Source organism: Vibrio penaeicida, assembly GCF_030689305.1.
Lineage (GTDB): Bacteria > Pseudomonadota > Gammaproteobacteria > Enterobacterales > Vibrionaceae > Vibrio > Vibrio penaeicida_B.
Genome location: NZ_JAUYVM010000013.1, coordinates 76,236 through 102,948, shown reverse-complemented (window position 1 = coordinate 102,948; position 26,713 = coordinate 76,236). Strand labels below are relative to the sequence as shown.

Below are 26,713 nucleotides of genomic sequence, written 5' to 3'. Positions count from 1 at the left end.
TTTAAACCTAAACGCCCTCTCACTGAGCAGGGCGTTTTCATTTAGGCTTCTCCTAATGTGGTGCGCTTTCCCCTATCATGGTCAACATATTACGCGATCCCGTTTCACACAAAATCGAGTAATGATCTCCATTTACCTCATGAATGTTGATGTCAGGAAGAATGGTTAACCACGATTTTGTGACATCGATTTTTTCAGATTGAGAATGCTCCGACGCTACAAACAACCAAGCTTGCTTAACGTGAATTTTGCTAGGTTTGTATTGCCTCAACGCATTGGCATTCTTCTGGCAAGCAGAAACAACGCGCTCCAAATACTGGCGTGCTTCACTACCATTTGTATGCATGGCATCGACAATGTCATTCACTGAACTGTGCTCGTTCAATCGCCCTTTAAGTTCAGGGTATTGTTGCAATACTTCTTTAACAAAAACCGAGTTGGCAAGCTCTGGAAGATGTTGTGCAGAATGGTTAAGTGCAGGAGGGTCTATCAAAACCAGCTCCACATCGTCACCTAATTGCTTCACCATTTCCTGCGCCACTACTGCACCAAAAGACCAACCAATCACGCGTTTGACTCGATGAGGAGAAAGTTGAGCGCAATACTCTTGAGCGCACATTTGAATCGTGTTCAATGACGCCCCTCCTTCCAATAATGGATCTCGAATAGCGATCAGTTCTCTGCTTTTCGGGTAACACTCTCGCCACTTTCGGTAACCCGACACATCACCGCCTACCGGATGAATCAGTACGTCTACGTGCCGGACTTTTTCTGACTCACCGCTATTTTCTAACTCATCGCTACTTTCTAAATGGGTGTTCTTTTCTAAATGCCCGTTTTTCTCTAGATGGAGACCAGCTTCCAAATGAAGAGTAAGCGAATCAATAGAGACATTCTGATTCAGTTGCACCAGGGTAAAAGCATCAGGGAATAATTCGTTTAGTACATCCAACAAATCGAGCACAGTTAACGAATCACCACCTAAATCGTAAAAGCAAACATCGGGGTCGATATCGCTCTCTTCCATCCCCAACATTTCTGCAAATAACGCTGTTAGCTTAAGGCGAATGTCTAGATTATTGTTCGTATCCTCGACAATCGAATTCTTTGAATATCCGCTTTGTTCGGCGCTGTTTTTATCATTACGAGTACGGACGTCTCGATGATTGAGCGAGTGAAAGAAATTGCGCGCATCGACCTGATTTAAAGGCGACACATACAAACAGCCTTCGAAAAGACTATGTATCACCCTATCAAAAACCATTAGCCCCTCTTGTGGCGTTATCGCAAAATCTGTTTTATTGACGTCTTTTGCCATGCCCGTTTGCAGCCATGTCGGGAAATTAACCGAAATCATCCGTGTTGTTGAATCTCTTCGACAAAAAGACATCTGATTCAGAAACGCATTTGCTGCGTTGTAATCGGTTTGCCCAGCCACAGGATAAATGGAAGACATCGACGAGCAATACAAAACAAACTCCGGCTTCAACGTATCGATCGAATGAGCCAGTTGAATAGCACCTAGCACTTTAGCGCCCACGTTTTGTTGGAGGGTATCGGCATTGAGCGTGTGTATCATCGCACCGCCAGCTAGCCCAGCGGCGTGAATAATGCCTTTTACACAGCCAAAAGTTTGGTGAATTTGTTCCACCAGCGATTGCCATTGCGCACCATTTGAGATGTCGCACTGGATGTGTTGTTCCCTCACACCTTGCTGGATATGTTCTTGCTTTGCTGAGCGAGATAGTCCTATCACCACGTTTTGGCTATCTTGCGCTAAAAGGTGCTGGGTTAAATGCCGTCCAATGCCTCCTTTCGAACCCGTAACAATAAACACGTTGGATTCGCTGCTCTGTTTAGACAGATCTTGCTCTGTTAGGGGATCTAACTCTGTTGATTCAATAAGCGATTCTACAAAAGCTTGCTGCCATAAATAGCCGTGTCGTAAGGCGAAAAAGGGCTCATTAGGCTGACTTAAACTGGCGCACGATGAACTGAATAGATGGGTCAAAGAAGCCGCTAAATCAGATGACGACTCACTTTCACTCACATCCAAACAATAGCCATTCATACTTGGGTTTTCTATGGTCATGGTTTTAACCAAACCATTCATTAAAGCGCTATCAGGGTTAACCAGCTCGTTTCCCAACACCTCTGCTGAGTTTGAGTTTAAGAAAATCACTTGGATGTCAGTGGTTGAACTGCAAGATTGCAAGGCTTGAACCAGCTCAACTCGTTGCCACAGGGGTTGTATAGAACCACTCCCTGAATGATCACTTTGGCTAAATACGACTACATTTAGCTGCGCAACCTCGTTGGATTCAATGTTCAACCATGCTGGCAAGTTTGCGGAGTTAGAAACGTAAGTGACTTGATTACCTTGCTGCTGATAATGGGCTATGACCTCATCACGATACTCACTTTTTTTGCCAATAAAGAGGGTTTGATTGTTTACCCCTTTAACCGGTTTTACTCGAAGAACCCGCTGCCAGCTTTCTTCCAAAAACCACTGTTCAAATGGCACTCGAATTCGTTCTACCGTGTGCTGGAGTTCACTGGTTTGAATGGGGTTTGCGTAATATGGACTCAAGTACGATTTAGTATTGAATGTGGTTGGTAGCTTATCCCATTTGAGATCACCATTAATGACGTCATCGAAAGCTCCAAGAATCACATGCGCGTTTGTGCCTCCCATACCAAAGCTGCTAACACCAGCGAATCTATTCCGACCTTCCCAGGTGTAGGCTTGCGTACTCAAGGCAAAACCAGCCGCTTTAAAATCAATGGCTTCATTTAGGCTGTCCGACCAAAGTGTTGCCGGGTAATGTTGGTGATATAGGCACAAAGCCGTACGAATGAACCCAGCCACTCCAGCCGCACTGCCTAAATGTCCCATCTGACTTTTAAGGGATCCTAGCTGACATAACCCATTGGTGTCTGGTGACTTTCGGTTTGCTTCAAACGCGGCGGATAAAGCTTCCACTTCAATGGGATCACCCAACGGAGTACCAGTACCGTGCGCTTCTACATACTGTACTTGCTCGGAAAATACTTGGGCATTTCGCTGGGCTTGAACGATGACATCGCGCTGACCATGAACAGAGGGAGCATAAAAGCTGACTTTGTTTCCACCGTCGTTGTTTACGGCACTGCCTTTCACCACACAGTAAATACGGTCGCCATCTTGCTTTGCTAAGTCCAGCCTTTTGAGTACAACCGCTCCTGTGCCATTGGCTGGAACCGTACCGCTCGCATGATTAGAAAAAGGTTTGCAATGCCCATCTTCCGATAAAATCATCCCTTTCCTGAATGGGTAGCCATCTAAAGTCTCAAGATCAGCATTCACACCGCCAGCCAACGCGATATCGCAATCCCCCAATTGAATTTGCTGACAAGCCTGATGAATCGCTACCAAAGAACTAGAGCAAGCCGTTTGAGCCGTAATAGCTGGGCCAGAAAGATTAAGGTGGTACGCAATACGTGTGGCAATGAAATCTTTCTCGTTCAATAGTGATAAATGGTATGGGTCGATTTTTTCTTCACCATGTTTAGCAATGGCTGGACCATAAGTATTGTCACTCGCACTCATGAAAACGCCGATCTTTCGAGCATCTTTTGATAGAGAAGAATGGGGTTCCATATCGGAACCATTCGAACCAACCTTTTCCTCTATTCCTGCATTCTCTAAAGCATGAACGGCAGTCATTAATGCATGCCGCTGCTGGGGGTCCATCAACTTTGCGTCGTGCTCGGAAATACCAAAGTAAGCAGGGTCGAAATCTGTTACACCTAACATACTGGAACGGACGGAGACCCAATTTTCCTCATCAAACTTTTCGCGGTTTTTATCTAATGGAATACGCTCAATACACTCTTTGCCATTTTTTATGACTTCCCAAAATTCCGATAAATCACTCGCCGCTGGCAAGTTCACAGCCATACCGATAACCGCAATATCGTGGCTTTTCTCTATCTCGCTGTTAACGGCTTTTCTCTTTTCTTTGGTTTGAGCACTTCCTTTACGCTCATTGCTTTCATTACTTTCGAACTCACCGCAAGAAGCCTCTTCTTGCATTAGAAATTCTGCCAATTTACGGATACTTGGATAAGCAAAAAGATCGACCAGATTAATCGGAGGGAATTGAGAACAAAGCCATTCATCTTGCAACAATTGGCTATGCATTTTCATAAGATTTAAAGAGTTAAAACCGGATTCAAAAAATGGGGTATTGGGATGAACTTGAGCACCATTTTGTTGGCTGAACATCGAAATCAAATGATTTACTAGTGGCGATTCTGAATGTGCTTTTTCTTGTTCACCGTTATTGATTTTTGTTGCCAAATCGGGAGTTGGAAGCGCATCGCGATCCAGCTTGCCATTCGGCGTTTCAGGCAAAGTATCCACCGAACAAAAGTGGCTTGGTATCATGTGGCTTGGTAGCTGTTTAGCCAACGCATCCATTACAACTTGCTGCTTGTTCGCAAGCTGCTTTACACAGAGTTCGACATACGCCACCAGCATTGCGTTTTCGCTTTGTTTTAACGCTACAGCACTGCGCACATTAGGCAAAGCGAACGCTAATGCGGCTTCGATGTCACCTAATTCAATTCGATAGCCATTAAGCTTAATTTGATCGTCTTCTCGCCCGCAGAATATAAGTTCTCCATTTGTGTTCCAGTAACCAAAATCACCCGTTTTATAACAACGCTGAATAGCACCATTGATATCCAAATGAACGAAACGCTCTCGGGTCTTTTCACCTTGATTCAAGTACCCCAATGCGACGCCACTTCCACTGATGTGTATTTCACCAATCACGTTCTGGGCACAGAGCTGTGCGTGTCGATTTAGGACATGAAGATTTACCCCACAAATAGGATGACCGATTGGCAAAGCCGCATCATCATATTGATTCATTTGAGGCGGATATACATAGGTGGAACAACCGACCGTCGCTTCAGTTGGACCATATTCATTGATCAATTTCGCCGAAGGAAGCCACCGCTGACATTGCTTTGCAGTAGCGGTATCAAATGCTTCACCGCCGACTACGAAGCGATGTGCCAGTTCTATTTGCTCATTTCTCAAGTAATGATTCAGGGCTTTTAGGTGGGTTGGCGTTAATTTGAATACCATCGGCTCCGTAGCATTTTTGATGGTACTGGCTAGCGAGTGAACATCATTCCCATCTTGCGGTATCAGCTTCACCGTTTTTCCTGCCACTAAAGGCGCAAGTAACGTGGTTACTGTTGCATCAAAATTTACCGAAGAAGACACCACGCCAGCGCTCACTTGCGCGTCTTCGAAATAATGATTTACGCAATGGTCAAGGTAATTCAGTAATGCATCGTGTGGTATCTCTACCCCTTTCGGGACACCGGTAGAACCCGAAGTGTAAATAACATAGGCTCTGTCGCTGCCTTGTTTTTCAATCACCTCTGGCGGTGCAGTAGCATCTATATGTTCTGAGCTTTGCTGGGACTCTTTGTGCGATTCTTTGTTAGTGACTGGCTTCAACTCAAAACTCGAATTCAGACAATATACAGGGCTAGAAATCGAATCGGCTTCGCTTTTATTAGAGGTGCTATTGCGAACAAAGCTATGTAAATTGCCCTCTTCCGTTAACAGCAAATCGAGGTTTGCTAACTCACACATAGTGTTTAAACGCTGCTTCGGGTAATCAGGGTCGAGGGGAAGATACGCCGCGCCCGACTTTAAAATAGCCATGACCGCCACTACCAGCTCAATACCCCGATAAAAGCTCAGCCCGACAATCGTCTCACTTGGAGCTCGTTGATATTGGGCACGCAAGGCAACAGCAAGCTTTTCACTTTTCGCATCCAGTGCTTGATAACTGAGCTGCTGCCCTTCCATCTCCACTGCAATATTGTGTGGCGAAACAGAAGCTTGGTAAGCAAACCAATCCTCGACGCGGTGCCAAGGTAGAGAAGGCGAGCTCGATTGATACTCCTGTAATTGAGGTTCCGAGAATACAGCAACTTGTGCCAACTGAGATGGCGACAAATAGGGTACCTGTTGAATCGCTCGATCTAATGATTGGAATAAATGGGTTGATAGGGTCATAAATGAAGCCACCATGGCATTGGCTGCCCCATTCGATATCTTTTTACCCTGATATTCCAACACCAATTCCGTATTGTCACCGCAGTCATTCACGAACAACGTAATGGGAAATTTTGCTTCACCACTAAACAACGTTTGTGCGTTTATCTCCGCCCCTTTGATGGTGAGAACACTAGGGTCGGTATTTTCCAAAACCAGCATACTTTCAATAACATCATCGCTTACCCCACTTACTGAGCGCTGCTGCACTATGCTCGCGACATCCGCAAAATCCACCTGCTGATGCTTCTGAACTTGCGTAACGTTATAATGCGTTTTGTTTAAAAACTTGCTGACTTCTAACCCTATTGGCATCTCAATGTTAAAAAGGCAGGTATTCGCACACATACCAACCAAGTTTTCAAAATTGCCACCTTCTCGATTTGCCACAGGGGACGCTATCGCGACGCGATCTTGATGAAAATATCGATTTAGCGTTAAGCCCCAAACGCCAAGTAATGCACTAAACAGCGACATACCTCTATTTTGGGCGTTGCTTTTTAGTGCACTCCACTCTTTTGGCGTGAACGTCTTTTTCACCACACCATCAGGTTCAACTTGCTTGTGCACCAAAGATAGTGACGAAAATAAACTCGGCACCGCGTTCAACGGCTGACTTCGCCAAAATTCCATATGCTTTTGATAAGAACTTGCAGTAATAGCCGCTTGTCTTTGCTGGCTAAAATGAAGGTATTTTGAAACTTTTCTATCTACTTTAAGCGCCTGATTCGATGTGAATGCTTCATACGCACGGCTTAAATCATTCAGTAGAACATTGATGCTCCACCCATCAACAATTAAATGATGAAAACAAAGAACGAGATGATAAGTAGCTTGCTGCTGACTCCCATCTACTTTGATTAAATCGGACGTAAACAGCGGGGCAGCTTCAATGTTAAAGCGTTGAGTCACACGAGCATTAATGGCTTTATTGACGCGGTGTTCTGGCAGCAGTTGGTATCGCAAAGAACCCATCTCATCTTGGAATTCGCATTCCTCGACCTTGACACCTGTACTCGATGTTGAAAATTGACTTCTCAATGCACCGTGTTGTTTTACAACACCTATCCACGCCTTCTGTAATGCTTCAACATCCACATTTCCAGTGAGCGTGAAAACAAAAGGGGCATTGTAAGCTGTTGAATCGGTATTTAAATATTGCAGTAACGCCAAGCGGCTTTGTTCTGGTGATGCTGAATAGACATTCGAGTGAGTTTCCGCTCTCGACTCATCCCAATTTTCTGAGTTCTTTTCAGATTCCGATTCAGATAACGCAGCATATTGCTGTTCTATATCGGTCGCCAGATGAATCAAGCTTGTACTCGCCATAAAGTCGCCGACACTGAGCTCTAGGCTCCCCGATAATTGCTTTCTCAAACGAGCAATAATTCGCATGGCTTTCAGCGAATCTCCACCATTCTCGACCAAGCTGTTTTCTAAAAAGCGGCTATTTTGGTTGGGGCTGCTTTCTAACTTCAACATCTCACGAACGACGGAAACAAATTGCTTACCGACCGTCGGGGCAAGCACATCAATCTGATCGCTAAATTGTACAGTGCTTTGCTCACTAACGAGTTCAACGTGCTCCATATCTCTGAGCCGACGTTTGTCTAACTTGCCGTTTTTATTGAGAGGCGCTTGAGAGATAGTAAAAAAACGATGCGGCACCATGTAACTCGGTAAATACTGGCGGATGTGTTGCCTCAACGTCTCTTTAGACACTTGTGAATGCAGAGATAAATACGCGTAAATATCCGTTTCTTGCTCCTTTACAGAAACACAAGAAGCATGCAGCACATCCGGATGAGACTGAATACATTGCTCGATTTCAGATAATTCAATCCGATGCCCTCGAACTTTGACTTGTTGATCCGCCCGACCCAAAAACTCGATGTCGCCTTGCTCGTTTTGCATACCCAGATCGCCACTGAGGTAAACGTGTTCCTTTAACCAAGGCAAATACACAAACCGTTCTGCGCTTCGGGTTTCATCGCCGTAATATCCTCGCGCCAGCGCAGGGCCCGAAATAGCGATCTCACCCACCTCACCAGACAGAGCTAACCTGTTTTGTTCCACCACAACATAGACTTGAGTACGATTAATGCCCTTACCTATTGGCACTCTCGCATCACGAATGTACTGTTCGACACTTTCGGGTTGCAGGCGATGGCATGCGCTAAACGTCGTGCATTCAGTAGGGCCATAAACGTTGTATAACGCGGGATAATCGCTACCTTCAAACCCAGCACTCGTCGCTGCATCGAAAAACGGGGCGGCATTACTGGCGACAAACGCTTCACCACCAACCAATAGATGCTTGATGTGCACAAGGCTTTGTGGGAACTCCAACACCATAAGATTGAACAGCCCCGTCGTCATAAAAGCGACATCCAACGCAGACTGTTCTATTTTGCGTGCCAAGGCTTGAGGATCGTTGATCTCTTCTTGCGTGAATACCACGGTCGTAGCACCGTTTAGCAAAGCACCCCAAACTTCAAACGTTAACGCATCAAATGAAGGATTCGCGAAATTACCGACGCGTTTTCCAGATGTCAGCGGCACGTAATTGGGTTGATGAACCACACTTTTAATACCGGAGTTTAGAACGGAAACACCTTTCGGCAACCCCGTTGAACCTGATGTAAAAAACAGGCAAGCCAGCGTATCGGGCGAAGCTGTAAACGTCTCGAATTCAACTAGTTCCCCACTTTTAGCTTGCGATAAGGCGTGGCTAAACTCAGCCTTAAAGTCGAACAATTCTGCGACACTGATCTCCGCTTCTTCATAACGCCATATTTCTATTTGCTCGCTATAACTCAACACAGTTCGAATATCGCATTGCTCAAACAGTGCTTGTCTGCGGCTAACGGGCATACTCGGTTCAATAGGAACATAGCAAGCACCTAGTTTGATCACCGCGACCATAGTAGCGATCAGTTCTGCGGAGCGAGGCAAACACAAGCCTACATGTGCCCCTTCATGAACGCCTATGTTCGCCAAAGATGACGCTAACGCATTTGAAATCGAGTCCAGTTCTGAATAACTAAGGCTCAGGCTCCCATCTTCAACCGCGATTTGATTACCCTGTTCTTTCACCACCTGCATGAATTGCTCAATCATGTGAAAGCTCCTTCTCGATCATACGGGCGACGGAATTAATATAAGGTGGCTCCAGCAACGTCGAGTGATCACCCTGAATGGTTTCCACTTGGATGGTCACGGCGACTTTAGCGGACCAAAAATCTCGCATCAGCTGCAGGTGCTCCTCGTCTTTATCATCGGTTGCCAATACTAGGATCGTTGGGGCGCTAGACACGTCGAGAGTCAGTTTTTTTAATGTATCCAGGTGGTGGTTATACAGGCGGTGATAGCGTTCAATTTGTTGGTCTTTAATGCCAGGATACATGCCGTTGTAAGTAACGAGTTTCTGACGAAACACTTCATTCGAAACGGGTTGAATTTTGGCAAGCGCCGCTCTATTTTCAGTAGCTTCGCTGTCGAGAACCACCGCCGTCGAGAACGAACATCCTCGCGCTTTCATTACCCTCGCCATCTCAAAAGACACGATTCCACCATAGGAAGCGCCAACAAACACATGGGGCTTATCCAACAGCGATTTAACTTGATCTAAATAGTAGTGAGCCATGGCTTGTACATCAGATAAAAAATCTTCATCCGTATCAACACCCTTCGCTTGAATACCGTAGACACCATATTCTTCAGGCATGGCTTTGGCGAATGAAAGGTAACCAAATGCTGTACCACCCGCAGGGTGAATACAGATAACATTCTTACCATTTTGACTAGGTCGAAACTCGATCACACCGTGGGGCCAATTCGACGACGGCTGCCGTTGATTGGATAACTGACGCTGATTGGACGCCTCAGCACGAACCAATCCGCCTAATGCCTCAATGGTTGGGTGATTCATAAGTTCCGACACTCGGATACGTACTGCGAACTGCTTATCAATAAAGTGCATCACTTTGATCGCAGCGATTGAAGAGCCCCCGACATCGAAAAAGTTATCGCGTATTCCGATTTCTTTCTCTAACAGAATCTCGCGCCATATCCGGTATAGCGTCATTTCCACATCGTCTCTTGGCGCACCGGTATTCACTTGTTTTTGATTGCAGTTTTCGGCCAGTGTTGCCAACGATTTAGCGTCTATTTTTCCATTGGGTGTTAGCGGTATTTCTTCCACGGTAACCCAAAGTGTAGGCACCATAAAATTGGGTAATATGGATCCTAAAATCTCTTTAAGTTGCGCTAGTTTAGTTTCTGAATCTTCAGCTTTTGCAAATTGAACCGCTGCATAAAGTTGTTTTTCTGCACCTTGATTTAGGGTGCCAACGTAAGCAGCCTCTACGCTATCGCTCGCTAATATTCGCAGTTGAACCTCTGAAAGTTCGAGTCTTTGCCCCCGAATTTTGACCTGATGATCGACGCGCGAAATAAATTCAAGTTGACCTTCTTGGTTGTAACGCACCAAATCGCCTGTTCTGTATAGGCGTTCTATGTGGTTGGCACCAAGCTCTTGATAAACAAAACGTTCAGCAGTTAAATCACTTCGACCAAAATAGCCTTTTGCCAATCCTTTCCCACCTACGTACAGCTCCCCCATTTGCCCTAATGGAACCAACTGTTGACGATGATTTAAAACATACGCAGTGGAATTCGCCGTTGCGCGACCCATAGGGTAATCAGAACGAAGCTCGGTGATCTCGTAGGTGGAACATATCGTGGAGTTTTCCGCGGGTCCGTAAACGTTTACAAGGTGCTTAGGTTTTCCGTATTCAAATATCGATTCAATAGTTTTCCCGTTAACGGCTTCACCACCAAAAAGAAGATACTCTACGTTCGCAAACAAATTCGGTTTGAGCTCTACTAATTGATTCATCAACGCGGTTGCCATGCAGAATACCTTGATGTTGTGCGTTGATATCTGCTCGGATAATCGGTTTACGTCCTGTACTTCGTCGTCTTTTAACACCACGACGGTTGCACCATTGATGAGCGCCCCCCAGATATCAAAACTAGAAGCATCGAAAGAGAAGTTACTCACTTGCCCCACTGTGGTTTCAGGAGTAATCGACACGAAATTGGTGTTTTTCAATAAGCGAACCACGCCACTATGTGGCACTTCCACGCCCTTTGGTTGCCCTGTCGAACCCGACGTAAAGATCACCATCGCACTGGCATCGAGATCGCGTTTAACACTACAAAAACTGCTTGGCTGTTCCCATTCATTCATGTGTTGTGGGGAAATATCGATTACGTGGTAGCGCGAATTGCTTGAGAGAAATTCCGTATTTCCATCCGTTAGAATGCATTGTGTTTCCGACAACGAAACCAATAATTCAATGCGTTCTCTTGGGTATTTTGCGTCCATCGGCACATACAAAGCCCCGAGTTTTAATACCGCCAGTACCGCCAAAACCATCTCTGCCGAGCGTTCAACGCATACACCAACGCGATCGTTTTCTTGAATACCTTTGGATTGCAAATGATGGGCAATCCTATCCGCAGCCAGACTTAGCTCGTGATATGTCCAGCGCCTGTCGCCTTCAATTAATGCGGTTTTATTGGGCGTGCTCGCCGCAAAATGTTCCACCCATTCATGAATCGATTGCGTTGGGATCTCAGTTTGCGTGTTATTCAACTCGCGTAAAAGGTAATGCTGTTCTTGTTCACCCAACATTGGAATGTCTCGCAATGCGGAGTGCGAATTACCTGAAAAGGCGTGCAGCACGTTTTCTAAATGTGTAACCAACTGCCGCATCTGCCAATCGGTAAATTTGCTGCAATCGTAAGTTGCAGACAATTCCAGCAGAGAGGTTTTGTTGTTTACGTTATCTGTAGACGTAGATTTGTACGCTTGAAGCGAAATGCCATAATTGGTGTGTTCTACCGATCCAACTGCGGAAATTTGCCAACTTCCATCATGCTGGGCATTCCTTGCTTCATCGCTCACAGGGTAATTTTCAACCACCAAAATGTTGTCAAATAAGGCTTGAGAAGCACTGCCTGCTTGCGCTTGAATCTCGAACAAAGGCAAGAAACTGAACTCTTCAGACTGTGCATTTTGAACGTGCAACTTTTGTAGCCAGAGGTTTAATGAAGCTGAGAGTTCAACATCAACCACTACAGGCACCGTGTTGATAAATAGCCCTACCATGGTTTCAGAACCAGCCAGTGATGCCGGTCGACCAGAAACCGTCGAGCCAAATACCACCTGTTCGCACCCAGAATAGGTCGACAGCAATAATGCCCACGCACCTTGAAGTACGGTATTTAAAGTGCATCCCGATTCTCTTGCTAGTTGTTCTAACCCTTGGGTTTGTTGTGAAGACAACGACAACGGCAATGTTTTGAATCTTTGGTCGCCCTTGTTAGCGCCTAAAGACTCACTAGCGTGTTCCGAGAACGACTTTAAAGGCAGCGGTGTAGGTTCTTCAAAACGGGAGAGTTGATCTCGCCAATACTGCCGAGCAAGTTGATGATCTTGATTTTGTAACCAATCAATATAGCGGCGATAGGGCTTGGCAGACGGCAATACCAGCGTAGAAGCGTTCTCGCTAGCCGTATAGCAAGCTCGAAGCTCGCTCACGATTATAGGGAGACACCAACCATCCAACAGGGCATGGTGGGTGGACCAAATCAGTTTTCCCTGACCCTTTGAAAGTTGTACCCAATGAAACTTAGTGAGCGTTGGTGACGACACATCAAAACCTTCCCACTTTTCTTGATGTTCAATGGCGTCCACTTTGTCTTTTAATTCACCGGTGCTGTTTTGCGCATCACAACCGTTCCCTGCACCAAGACTGGTTAGATTCGTATGCTGCCAGCGCAGTATCCCCTCTTTTGCAACACGCTGATATCGCGTTCCTTCTTCTGAAAGCGCGAACGACGTTTTTAAAATATCGTGTCGATTGATAACAGCCTGCCATGCCAATTTGAGAATATCGGGATCAACGTTATCCAATGTGAGAGTAAGCTGGGTAACATACGCATCTTTTTCCAGCTCACTATGGAACAGCAAGCCTTGCTGCATACCCGTTGCCGGATATACATCATTCAAAGGAAGGGATACGTTTTTATGTGCCGTTTCCCAAGTGTCGATGTCTACTTGGTGTAAATCAGGTGCGCGGAAATCGGAAGGAGTGCGGCGAGTCGTTTCTTGCTCTACACAGTGATCAATAACCTGCGCGAGTCGTTTTTGAAATTGAACGGAAAACGCGCTGACCTGTTCGTAAGAAAGACAGCCCGTGTCGTAGTCCAAATCGAACGACAGAACCCCGTTCCTTACTCGGAGGTTAAACGCCATCGCACGTGGCGTCATGTGCCCTTTCGAGCCGTCTTCGACTCTAAATCCCGATACGACTGAAAAGGCTGTCTGAGTTTTTCCAATCGAATCTGATGCTGTATCGCCACCAAACTGACCAAGAAAGTTAAACAATATGTCTGGCTGAGCAGCGTTCTTATCGAGCGAGTTCGTGTACGATTTTAGCAAACTGTGCCCCACACCTTTGTCTGGCACACTGCGAACTTGCTCTTTTATCGAGCAAATCAGATCGGATATTTGGGTACTATTCCCTGACAAGTTCATCGGGTAAATGGACGTAAACCAACCGACTGTTTCACTTAAATCGGCATTTTTCCCATTTAGGCAAAGGTGCTCGGCATGTCGTCCGTGCGTCTCTAAGGCAATAGAAAGGGACGTATTTTCTCTCTTGCCTACATTGCCTCCTTCTTCAATCTTATCTTCTCCAAATTCCGTATCGCTGCCCAAACTGAGAAGTAACGCAACCAAAAGAATATCTTGAGTATTGGTTCCGTAAGCACGATGGGCAGATTGAGTCAGTTTTAGCGTTTGGCTCGCCTCAATATCGAATTCAATGTGCGCCATCACTGGAGCTTGTGAAGAACTGAAACGCGGCTTAATCGAGGCTTCTACCTTTCTCCAATATGGGATTGCTTTCGCCCCTGTATCACCAGTAATCCATTCGAGATTACGCTGCGACCAAGCAGAAAACGACAAGGTTTTAGCAGGCCGGAAATCATCAGGATGGAGCAGCAACGCTTGCAAGTCATCCAACAGAATTCGCCAAGATACCCCATCAATAACCAAGTGGTGGGCGACCACAAACAGCTTGTTGGTTTTCGTGGGTCGGTCGGCAATTTTTACAAATCGGAACAACGGACCTTGTGTGATATCCAGCTCATCAATGACACGATCGCACACAGCGGCAAGTTCGCTTTGGCTCTGAACCGCGATATCGCTTAACGCCTGTTGTAACCACTCATCGGTTATTTCTTGGTGGGTAGCCCGCCATACTTCTGCGTTTTCACTCTTCGAATTGTCATCATCCAAATGAAAAGAAAGCCTAAGCGCATCGTGTTTGTTGACTAACGATTCCACCACCGAAACGTAATGTTCATCGGTTATCACTTGATGTAACTCAAGCAGAACAGACTGGTTGAATCGATGAGGGCTCTCTGCATTCTTGGCGTGGAAAAAGAATTCTTTTTGAACGGGTAGTAGCGGCATTTCACCGCTAACAGATAGAGACGGGGTTAAATATGAAAATTCACCTTCTAACGCTTTATCATCATGGATAGAAACAATATCCGCCAATGCAACGACCGTCGGCGCTTCAAATAACTGACGCACTGTGTAGCGAACTCCCTTCGAAGAACAGCGCGACACACTTTGCATAGCAACGATAGAATCGCCCCCGAGTGCAAAAAAGTTGTCATTCACATCGATGTTTTCCAACCCAAGCAGCCTTTGCCATACTTGGGCTATGACTTGTTCCACCCGTGTTTTAGGGGAGGAACTTTGAGCAGCATCATTTGACGATAAAGAGTGAGAAGCCCGTTGAATGGGTCTGGCGCTTGGCAACGCGGTTTGATCGATTTTCCCATTAGGAGTAAGAGGCCAAACATCCACGAAAGCCCAAGCACTGGGCATCATATAGTCTGGTAATGTATGTTCTAACTGGTTTCTTACCGAGAATAAGAACTCTGCGCTTACATCTTGTGTTGACTCCATCTCAGAGTTCATCGTATTTAAGCTCGTATCCCACTGAATGTAAGCGTTTAAAACCAGCGCGCCTCTGTCATTTTTTTCTGCCAGCACTTTGGCCGATTTCACGCCTGAAACTCGTGAGATACAATGCTCGATTTCACCCAGCTCTACGCGGTGCCCACGAATTTTCACTTGATTGTCAGATCGCCCAAAGAATTCGAGCTCTCCCCGAGCATTCAACCGAACCACGTCGCCACTGTCGTAATAAACGGTATCGCTGTTTTCCAATTTCCTGAACTTATCTTTTGTCAGCTCAGCCTTACCTACATACCCTCGCGCAACACCGGCTCCACTCAAATACAAGCGCCCTTTTGCACCTTGCGGTACAGGGAGATAAGAATCATCCAATAGTGCGTAGCCAACGCCTGCGATCGGTTTCCCTATCACATTTGCGGCATCGCCTTTTTCATACCGATGAACAGTAGAACATACGCTGTTTTCCGTCGGTCCGTATTCATTGAAAAGCTGTGTTCGATTAACTAATGAATGAATCAGATCGGTATCTGTTGCCTCCCCCGACACCACCATTCGTGGAATCAATTGCCCCTGCGCAGACACATCCAGCTCTTTTAGCAACGCTGGAGGAATGTACACCACGGCATAACGATCTGGTTGATAGAGTTTGGCTTGCAACTTATCGATATCAAAGCGCTCCGCTTCCGAAACGATATGCAGCGGACGACCACTGGCTAGGGCTCCCCAAATACTGGCTACCGATGTATCGAACGCAAAATTGGTTAAGTAAAGAAAACCAGCGGAGTCGCTTATCTCCGATGCGCTCAGGTTTAAGTACTCATTTTGGTTTTGAATGTAATTCGCCACACCTTGGTGCTCGACCATCACCCCTTTCGGTTGTCCTGTCGACCCTGAGGTATAAATGATGTACGCCAGCTGTTTGGGGGACAATTGTTTATGAGGTAATTGTTTAGAAGATAAACGACTAATCCGCTCGCCTGTCTGCTCATTAAAGCTCTGTCCACTAGGATTTTGCTCATTAGATCGCTCGCCCAAAAGCGATTCTGACTCGATGGGTATCAACCTTTCATCCGACAGTTCAGACAAGGTGGTTTTCGCAAGCTTTATCGACGTCAGAACAAATTGTGCTCCGCTGTCTTCAATAATTTGGTTCAGTCTTTGACTCGGTTGGTTGCTGTCCAGCGGCACATACGCGCCACCTGCTTTTACAACACCAAGCATGGCAATGATCATCTCTGGCGAGCGGTCCAGCACAATGGCTATCGGATCTTCCGGCTTCACACCTTTGCTAGCGAGCATATTCGCTACCCGATTTGCCAGTGCATCCAAACGCTCAAAACTGATCTCACGCTCTTCACACACAAGCGCGATACTCTTTGGATGACGCGCTACTTGTTTGTCGAACAATGCCAATAACGTCGTAGATTGGTCGTCTGATTTTACGTTATCGGCTTCTATGTCGAACACGCTCCAATCAGCAAGGGCGTGTGTTTTCACCTCGGATTTAGGTTCTGCAACGAGCTTGGAAATCAATGTTTCAAAACTCACGGCCATTGACTCTATCGTCACCTGCTCAAAAATATCACTGGAGAAGTTCCAAGAGAGTGCAATCCCATCTGAGGACTGTCTAACGCCCAACGTTAAATCAAACCTAGCCTCAGTAGAATTTGGGGATACTGCCGCTGCCTGAGTGAAACCAAAATCAATGGTCTCATGGCTTTCTTGCTCCATGGAAAGCATAACTTGGAAGATTGGAGGACAATTGAGCTGACGGCGATGATTAACTAGCGAGATCATGTGTTCAAATGGCAAAGATTGATGCTCAAAATCTTGCAAAATGTGTTGATGATTTCGCTTGAGTAAGGACTCAAAACTATCGGATGGTTCCACCTTTGCGCGAAGCGGCAGGTTATTCACAAAAAAGCCGATCAAGTCGTCTAACTCTTTTCGCTCACGGTTTGCAACGGGCGTCCCTATAACGATCTCTTCAACTCCAGAGTAGCGTGTCAGAAAAACAGAGAAAGCACTATAAATAACGTTAAACAACGTCGTGCAGTGTTGCTTAGCCGTGGAAGTAAGATTCGCTGACAATTCCTCCCCCAAGGAACGTTTGAACGCTTTACCTTGGTAAGTTGGTGTTTCTGGGCGCGCAAAATCGAGTGGCAGAGCGTGCTGTTCTGGGGAGTCTTTTAGCCGTTGTTCCCAATAGGCTTCTAAACGATGTTGAAGACAGCTTTCATGACCGTATTGTTCCCGTTGCCAAGCCGCATAATCGCGGTATTGCAATGGTAACGGCTTCAAATCTTCGCTCGAATGGTTAGAACAAAATGAGAGATAATAGTGCTGAAGTTCGTTGAGCAGTATCGATAAAGATAAGCCGTCTGTCGCGATATGGTGAACCACTATAAATAAGCGACTTTTACGCTCTCCTAGCTTAGCTAACCCAACTCTGAATACTTCGCCTTTAGCCAATTCAAAAGGCGTATCAACCATCTTCCTTTCGAACTCACCTAGCGCTTGCTCTTTTTTCTGCTCGGTTTGCTCAGTAACATCTTCAGTAAAAAACTGGAATGCGTCTTCGCCCATCGTGATTTGTTCAGCACTCGAAGCTCCGTTTGAACCTTCGACCACTTGATACCCCGTTTGGAGTATTTGATGGCGTTGAATCAAAGCCAGACAGGCTTGATAAAGTGCCTGATGATTTATGTTTTCGTCCACATCATAAATTAAAGGTACCGCGTAAAATCGCCCTTTTGCTTCAAGTAAATCTAACGCCCATAAGCGTTGCTGAGAGTATGACAGTGGTGCAACACTCTTGGTCGCAGCTATCGGAATAATGGGTATATGACCATTACTCTCTTGCTCTGACGAGTTGATAAGTTGCTCATCGAGAACCTCTGCCATTTGTTCAATTGTGGGGGCGTCAAACAACACTTTAAGTGACAAGCGAACACCAAAATGCTCCTGAATTTGGCTGATCATTTTGATCGCGAGAAGAGAGTGCCCTCCTAATGAAAAGAAGCTTGCCTCTATATTCTGAATATCTTGTTCGAGTAATTCCGACCATATCGCACAAAGCGAACGCTCGGTTTCCGATGTGGGTACCTTGCTTTCGGATTGAAGGTGAAACGTTGGAAGAGGTAGCGCGCGCCGATCTACTTTACGGTTGTCCGTTAGTGGGAATTCAGGCAATACCATAATGAAATTCGGCATCATGTACCTTGGAAGCGCCCGTTCCAACCTTGATTTCAACGCTTCTTCTAGCTTAAGACTATCGGCTTGGCTTTTGATGTAGGCAACCAATATCTGCGGCTCGCCTATTGACGGTTCAGTGCCCGTTATCCGGCTTTTAGGTATCGCAGTCACTAGGCTTTGTTCAACGTCTGAGTGCTGCCTTATTTGATGCTCAATATCACCCAGCTCAATTCGAAATCCATTCACTTTTACTTGGAAATCTTTACGCCCAACGATTTCGATGGTCCCGTCTGGCAACCATCTTCCTAAATCACCCGTTTGGTATAAGCGATGCTTTTCTTTTAGAAAAGGATCAATGCGGTATTTTTCAGTCGTGAGTTCTGGCTGCCCGAGATACCCTCTTGTGACGTTGTCACCAGAAAGATACACTTCGCCAATGCAACCAATAGGGCGGTGTTGATGAAAATCATCTAGAACATAGTAATGGTTGTTCGGAAATGCGCGCCCAACGTGGATGCGTGGGTTATCAAGAAACGCTTCGTTGCCGGAACAATAGACCGTGGTTTCCGTTGGTCCGTACAAGTTGTAAAATCGAGCCGTGCTTCCACTGCTCAATAGCTTATCGTGAAGCTGCCTGCCAAGTGCATCACCACCCGTCAGCATTTTCAAGCCATCGTATGGCTTCCAACCGTCGTCGATCAGCATTTGCCATGTTGAAGGTGTCCCCTGCATCATACTTATGCTGTGTTGCTGCTGGCATTGTGCGATAGAAGAAGGAGCGCGCGTTTGCTCCCAATTCAGCAGCACAACTTTTGCGCCCAACATTAGCGGTAAATACATTTCCGTTACGTGGATATCAAACGCGGGTGGCGCAATGGACGCGACGACATCCGTTGATTCCAACTCGACTGTGTCCTGCAATGAAAACAGAAAGTTCGAAACGTTTTTGTGTTCAACCATCACGCCTTTTGGAACACCTGTGGAGCCGGACGTATAAATCACATACGCAAGATGGTCTGGCTGCGACGCGATTCCCCGTTCACTAGGGTTTGTGTGAACAAACGGGTCTGACTGTGAAGTTGTGGAAAGCTCGGCCCAAAAATCGGGGTCACTTAAATCCACCACTGTATGAACGGATTGAGCTGTTGCTCTATCTAATTCAAAGGAGCCTGCCACCAGCAGCACTTCGACAGACGCCAAAGACAATATTTGATTCAAGCGCTGCTCTGGGTGATTAGGATCCAGCGGTAAATACGCGGCACCACTTTTTAATATTCCCAAAATACCAACCAAAGACGTATGGGACCAAGCATCAATCAGGCCGACACATTGATCGTATTTCACACCTTTATCAATCAAGTAGCTTGCAAGGCGGTTGGCTTTTTCGTTTAACGCGTGATAGCTGAGGCTTTCAACGCCTCCATTGGCATTAGACCATTCGCACGCAACGCTATCGGGAGTTTTGGCGACTTGTTCTTCAAACAGCGTGACAAACGTTTTGTCTAGCGGGTAGTCCCTATCAGTTTGATTCCAAGACGCGATGGTTTGCTCGGCTTTCAGCGAAATCAACGGTAATCGATAAATATCGGATTCAGGGTAAGCCAATACGCCTTGAATCAGTGCATTCAACGCTTCTTGCAGCGATGTGATGGTAGTTTCATGGAAAAGGTTATCAGCAAACACCCACGTCGCCTCCAACACCTCCCCTTTGTCCATGATGTGAAGTTCAAGTTCGAAGTTGATGTTGCTGCGCTCTACCACCACGTTTTCACACGGAATACCATCGATATCGAGTTGAAACTCTCCTTCCTCGTGCAACGCAAACAGCACTTGTAAAATGGGTGAAAAGCCGCTTCTTCTCTCATGCCCTAGCTGTTGAACAATGCGCTCGAATGGCACATCTTGATGGCGAAACGCTTCCGCTATTTTGGTTTTTGAATGCTTGAGTAAACTCAGAAAGGTATGATCATCGTCGAGATTAAAACGAAGGGCTAAGGTGTTAACAAAAAAGCCAATAAGTTGTTCTGAACCGGACACTTGACGACCAGCGACTGGCGTACCCGTTACAACATCGGATCGCTCTGTCAAGCGCCCTATCAACAGTGAGAAAAACGTTTGAAGTAACGTAAATAACGAAGCTCCTTGTTGCTGGGCAAAGGCTCTGAGTGTCGCGGTTAAATGTTTATCCAGAATTTGCCGGCTAATCGTGCCCGAAAATTCAGGCGTATCGGGGCGCGGAAAATCAGGGGTTAAACTGTTGAGCTCTTCAACACCTTTCATTTGCTTAAACCAATACGCTTCTCCGGCTTTTAAAGCCGTATTACCCTCAGTTTGTTGCCATGCAGCATAATCGCCGTATTGATAATCTACAACTTGTTCAATCTTCCCTGTAGACAAATACTCATTAAGAGCATTGAAAAAAAGCCGGTAAGACAAACCGTCAAACACAATATGATGGAATACAAACAGGATCAGAGTGCAATTCGAGTTTGAACTGGCTTTTGTGCTCACTCTGAATAAAGGGGCTTCAGATAAGATAAATGGTCGGCTTGCCTCTTCCGCCATCCATTCCTCATCTGTTACAGCATTGGAAATGCTTGGTGTATCAGGACATTCAGAAATAGTGAATAGAACGTCAGGCGATATCACCTGTTCAGGGATGCCATCCGTAATCTGGAATTGCGCTTTGAGCACCTGATGCTTTTCGATAATGGCATTAATAGCGTTTTCCAGCTTCTCAATGCTTGGCTTACCACTCATTCGAAACGCTGTCGCCATATTGTAAGGTGCTTTATCTCCGTATAACGTTTCTAAGTAAAATAGCCGTTGCTGCGCAGACGTTAAAGGGAATCGCAACCTGTTGGCTTCTTTCTTTGGGATACTGGTGCTTTGCTTTGTGTGTTGCTGCAAAAACGCAATCACTTCGGATTTACTGCTGCGCAATGCCGTCGCTAATTCTTTGCTCAAACCATTTTTGGCTTTGTATTTTAAGGCGCCGTTATCCAGATAAAGGTGTACACCCTGCGATTTCGCTAGCCGAATCAATTCGTGAGCCATTAGATTTCGCCCTCTTCCAAGAATTCGGAATCGGATCCTTCGCCTTCAATGTCAACCCCACTTCCAGAGATGCTAGAGAACCCGTGGTCTTGAACCGCGAGAATGCTCTCAATGTAACTCGCCAATTCACGTACCGTGCTGAATTCAAAAAAGTCACTCATTTGAAGCTCGACCCCTTGCTCCATTCGGATACGAGCAATAATCCGCATGGCCAAAAGCGAATGCCCTCCAATCGAGAAAAAGTTGTCGGTAACACTGAGCGAAGGCAGCTCTAAACATTCCAGCCAGATAGCGAGAATGGCCTCTTCCATAGCGCCGCTGGCACTCTCAAAGGTGGTTTCTTCTTCAAACGGTGAAGGCAAACGACGTTTATCAAGCTTGCCTTGTTCAGTAAGTGGAAGGGAATCTAAGATCAGAGTGGCACCGGGGCGCATGTATTCAGGTAGGGTCTTTTTAAGAGACACGCGCACTTTTCTTGCTAGCTGGCGTTCATACTTGGTGCTGTTACTTTTCCATGCAATCGCATCATGATCCGTTAAGGTTACATAAGCGTATATTGCACCTTGCCTAACAACCACAGCAGCTTGCGCCACCTCTTCAAGTTGCAAAAGTTGAGCGCTAATTTCCCCTAAAGAAACACGATAACCCCGAACTTTAACTTCATCATTCAACCGCCCGAGATATTCAAGTTCACCGCTAGGTAACCAGCGAACCAAATCCCCTGTTTTGTACCAACGAATATCCGAAGCAAACAACGAAACATCCCCTAGGGAAAAGCGTTCTTGGGTTAATTCCGCTTGATTAAGATAACCATTGGCTATGCCAGCGCCCCCCATGAACAATTCTCCGGGAACGCCAATAGGTGCTATATCGCCATCGATAATCACTGCCGCAAAAGCATTGGCGATAGGGCGCCCTATCGGCGGTGCTAACGACTCCAATTCATCATCGCCCCCTGTTTTAGGAGTAAGCTTGGCGAACGTCGCGTCGATGGTCGTTTCTGTAGGGCCATACAGATTATAAAAGCTGGCATCAAACCCTTCTGGAAACACAACATTACCAAGTACGTCCCCACCAACCAGTAGATTTTTAAGCGAGCTTGGCCATTTAAACTGGCTGGCACAAGCAGCTTCAAGTAACCCTGTCGGTAAACAGCTATGAGTGACGTTGTGGCTGTTCATGCAATCGGATAACGCTGTGAGGTTATCTCGATCTTTATCTTCAATCAAAACCACGTGCCCAGCGGACATAAGCAGTGGAAAAACCTCGGCTAAAAAGGCATCAAACCCAGCAAAAGCAAGGCTCGTTCCGATACTATCTTCGTTCAATTTGAATTGGTCAATGTGCCAGCAACATTCATTGTGAAGCGATGATTGCGTCACCTCGACGCCTTTTGGAACGCCAGTAGAGCCAGATGTGTACAACACGTAAGCACTGAGAATGTCTTCAAAAATAGGGGTTCGCCAAACACGGCTGGTACTATCAATGCCAAAGCACTGGGCAATGTCCAGCGTGAGTGGTGCTAACGATCCAACGGCTTCATTGTTGTCTTGATGAACCGAACCACGTCCATCAAAAAGCAGTATCGAAATATTGGCATCTTGCGCCATAAATGCCTGACGCTGACGCGGTAAACTCGGGTCTATAACCACCGCACAACCGCCTAACTTAAACACCGCAAGCATGGATGCCACCAGCTCAATGGATCGACCTGCTGAAATACCAACTCGTTCACCAGGTACAATACCCAGAGCATCCATATCAATGGCAATTTGGCTTGCCGTTCTATCCAGTTCAGCGTAGGTAATTTTTTGATTATTCGTACTCAGTGCCACTTTTTGTGGGAAGTTCTGCCCCCCCTTTTCAATCAAAGCGGCGATGCTCGATTTGGCGTATTTGTGTCGAACAGGGTGAGATAGCGCACCGCCAACACCCCAGCCCTCAACCAAGCACTTAGATTGATTAGGTGTTATCGCCGATACAGAAGATAAGAGCTGTGATGCCATGGATTCATAGCTTTCACTCAGCTGTAAAAACAAGCCATGGAAGCTTTCCAAAAATACGGCGATTTCTTCGGGTGAATACACATCGCTCCGATATTCCCACAAAAAATGAACCTCACCGTCTTGATTGAACGACTCGCCACGCGGCACAACCAAACAATCTAAGTCGAACTTAGAGGTTTCCGAAATCATGGTTTCATCTTTGTACCAGTCCAGATCAGGTATGGTATCAACATCGATAGGCGTATCGTGAAAGCCCAAAAGAACATTAAAAAACGGATTACTGACGGAAGATCTATCTGGGTTTAACGCTTCCACTATTTTTGTGAACGGCAGCTCTTGGTTGTCTTGCGCCTCATCAATCACACGTTGGGTCTCGGCAAGAAAGTCAGAAACGCACTGCGTCGAATCCATAGCCTGTCGAAGCACCAATGTGTTCACCAACATGCCGAGGGTACCGTGAGAATCTCGCCAATTTCGGTTAGCAAAAGCAGAGCCAAATGTGAGGTCTTGTTGACCTGAATATCGCCACATACAGAGATAAAGCACAGCGGAAGTAAAAGCGAATGGCGTCATGCCGAGCTGCTGACATCGATGTTCCATTGATGCCCACTGGGCTTTGGTAAACATCATTTTTTGATGACCACCAGAAAAACCGAGGGAATGGGATTGCTTGCCAAATAGCGCGACCCCTTGAGGGCTGCCTTCTAGCTTACCTTTCCAGTAATCCAGCTGCTCGGTTGCTTCTTTCGACTCTAACCATGCCTGTTGCGCCACATGAAAATCATAATATTGCGCGACAGGTTCTGGCGTCCATTTTGCATCGCTAGATTCCTCACCATATGAGTAAGCGCGGTACGCTTCCATCATTTCCCGAGTAAATTCACTGCCGCTCCAACCGTCGTGAATAATATGATGCTCTTGGTGCAACAGCACGTGATCGATAGGGCTAAATCGGATTAATACGAACTCGGCAAGAGGTAGCGTTGAAAGATCGGAAATACATGGCAGTTCTTGAGTCAACACACTGTCAATAACGGCTTTTTTATCTAGGACTATGCTGCCATTTGAGCCAGCTTCAGCGTGCTCTATGACCGATTCGGCTTCAATTACCTTGAGCTTCATTTCGAAACTGGGCAGCACAGTTTGCATAGGTTCACCAGATTCATCGTTGAAAATGGTTCGATAGATGTCATGACGAGCAAACAAGGCGTTGAGCGATTTTTCCAACGCATGAATGTTCAATTCACCCGAAAAATGAATCGCCGCTTCCGCGAGGTAGGCTTTACTCTCCGGTTGCTGCTTGGACATATACCAAGCCACTAACTGTTGGCTTGATAAATCGAACATTTCTGGTCTGTTTTGGTGTTGAACTAAAGCTTTTGAAATAGCTTCGGTTTTTGAATTAGCACTGGTTTTTGAATTGGCACTGGCTTTAGGGGTAAAACCCTTCGCAGAGATAAGATTCTCAATCCCTGAAATGGTTGGGTTTTCCCTAAACTCACGCATGCTCAGGTTACAATTGAAAACTCGGTTTATTTGGTTGATCAACCGAATGGATGCAATCGAGTCGCCCCCTTTCTGATAGAAATGATCATCATCGGCTAAATCTACCCCCCCAAGTTCTGATACAAACAATGCTTTCAGAACATTATCATTCTGCGTGACAACCTCTTTTGAATCAGCAAGATGAATGTTATGAATAGCCAAGCGGTCGACTTTCAAGTTTGCCGTTAGTGGCATGGAGTCCAACCATTGAATCAATCTTGGTAAATGGCTTTCAGGCAACATGTCGGTTAGTTGCTGGCGCACATGATAGGTTTCATCACCTGTGACTTTTTCGTTTCCGGAGATAAACGCCGCCAGATACTTATTGCCACCTGCGTCTTGCTTGACCACAACACACGCGTTTTCTACCGTTTGAAGCGACTTGAGGCTTTGCTCGATCTCTTCCAGTTCCACTCTATTACCACGAATTTTAACTTGATGATCTTTTCGCCCAACGAAATGCAGCTCCCCCTTCGAGTCCAACTTCACTAAGTCGCCGGTTTTATACCAAGTCCTTCCATCTTGACGTTGTTCAAACGACTTGGCGGTCTGACTCGGGTTGTTTATATAGCCTAAAGATAACCCCACCCCAGTTGCCCAGAGCTCACCTAATTTACCCGTATCAACGGGAGCGCCACTATCCCCAACAACCAAAACTTCGGTTCGGTCAATTGGCTTGCCCAAGGTGATTGGCTCGGCATCCTGCACGGAATGTAACGAGGTACAAATCGACATTTCCATCGGACCATAGCCATTAAATACGCTGCACTTTTGGGTCCATTGCCACAACAAGCTTGGGTCGGCAACATCTCCAACAGATGCCATGGCTTTTAATGCGTATGAACGGTTGATGTCCAAGTATGGCAACATAGTTGAAGGAAAAATTGCGTGCGTAACATGCTTTCGAGCTACAAATTCTGCCAACGCATCCGGTGCTGTGCGGTCATCATCTGGAATGATCACTAATTGAGCGCCGTTAGTCAGAGCCAGCAGCCATTCAAGTGTCGCAGAATCAAACCCTAACGATGCGTAATGGAGGACAGTGGAAGTGGCATCAAGCCTCATCTTTTCGCTGAGTGAAAAACTGGTATTGAGTAAACCAAGATGCGTTAATGCCGCGCCTTTTGGTACTCCTGTTGATCCAGAAGTATGAAGAATGCACGCCACATCATGAACTTTTGGAGAACGAGCATCTGCAGACGAAGGGGCTTCTGTCACTCTTAAGTTTTTAATTAATCCTCTTTTCACATATGGGTCATCGCAGTGATTGGAGAGGTCACTAAATGTATTGTCTTCATCGCAAATCAGATAGTCGCAGTTCGCGTTTTCATACATATAGCGCTTTCTGTCTGCTGGCTGGTTGGGGTCGATAGGTACATAGATTGCCCCAGCTTTAAGGACACCGAGCATGGCAATGATCATGTCATTTCCACGCTCAATTGAAACACCAACAGACAACACAGAACCCGACGATTCGTTTTGTATCAAGCTAATGTGATAGGCAACATTGTTGCTAAGAACATCAACCTGTGCATAGGTTAAAAATTCAACATTATCATCTAAGGCAGGGGAATCAGGAGAAAGACGTACGTTATCTTTAAATTTACTTACAATTGAGTCAGTTATGGATTTTTTGTTTTTTTTATCGTTTGAAGTCATCTGCCACTGCCTATCTTTTTGATACAAAAATTTACATATTCTTATACAATATCCCGAAGT

The 26,713-nt window shown here is 45.9% G+C and carries 3 protein-coding genes; all 3 read right to left on the bottom strand.

The genetic code is table 11. From position 1 onward, the window contains the following. Positions 1-52 precede the first annotated feature (52 nt). Genes Q8W40_RS19520 through Q8W40_RS19510 form a run of 3 tightly spaced genes read right to left on the bottom strand, consistent with a single transcriptional unit; the run spans position 53 to position 26,653 of the window. Positions 53-9,244: a non-ribosomal peptide synthetase gene (locus Q8W40_RS19520; RefSeq protein WP_305399564.1), complete on the bottom strand. Its 9,192-nt coding sequence runs from the start codon at positions 9,242-9,244 to the stop codon at positions 53-55. Further along, positions 9,237-21,443, bottom strand: coding sequence for a non-ribosomal peptide synthetase (locus Q8W40_RS19515; protein ID WP_305399563.1), 12,207 nt, complete (start codon positions 21,441-21,443; stop codon positions 9,237-9,239). Before Q8W40_RS19515 ends, Q8W40_RS19520 begins: the two co-directional genes overlap by 8 nt. Continuing rightward, the gene (locus Q8W40_RS19510) at positions 21,443-26,653 is read right to left on the bottom strand and encodes a non-ribosomal peptide synthetase (RefSeq protein WP_305399561.1); all 5,211 of its coding nucleotides are present in this window, start codon (positions 26,651-26,653) and stop codon (positions 21,443-21,445) included. Before Q8W40_RS19510 ends, Q8W40_RS19515 begins: the two co-directional genes overlap by 1 nt. Between the last annotated feature and the right edge of the window lie 60 nt (positions 26,654-26,713).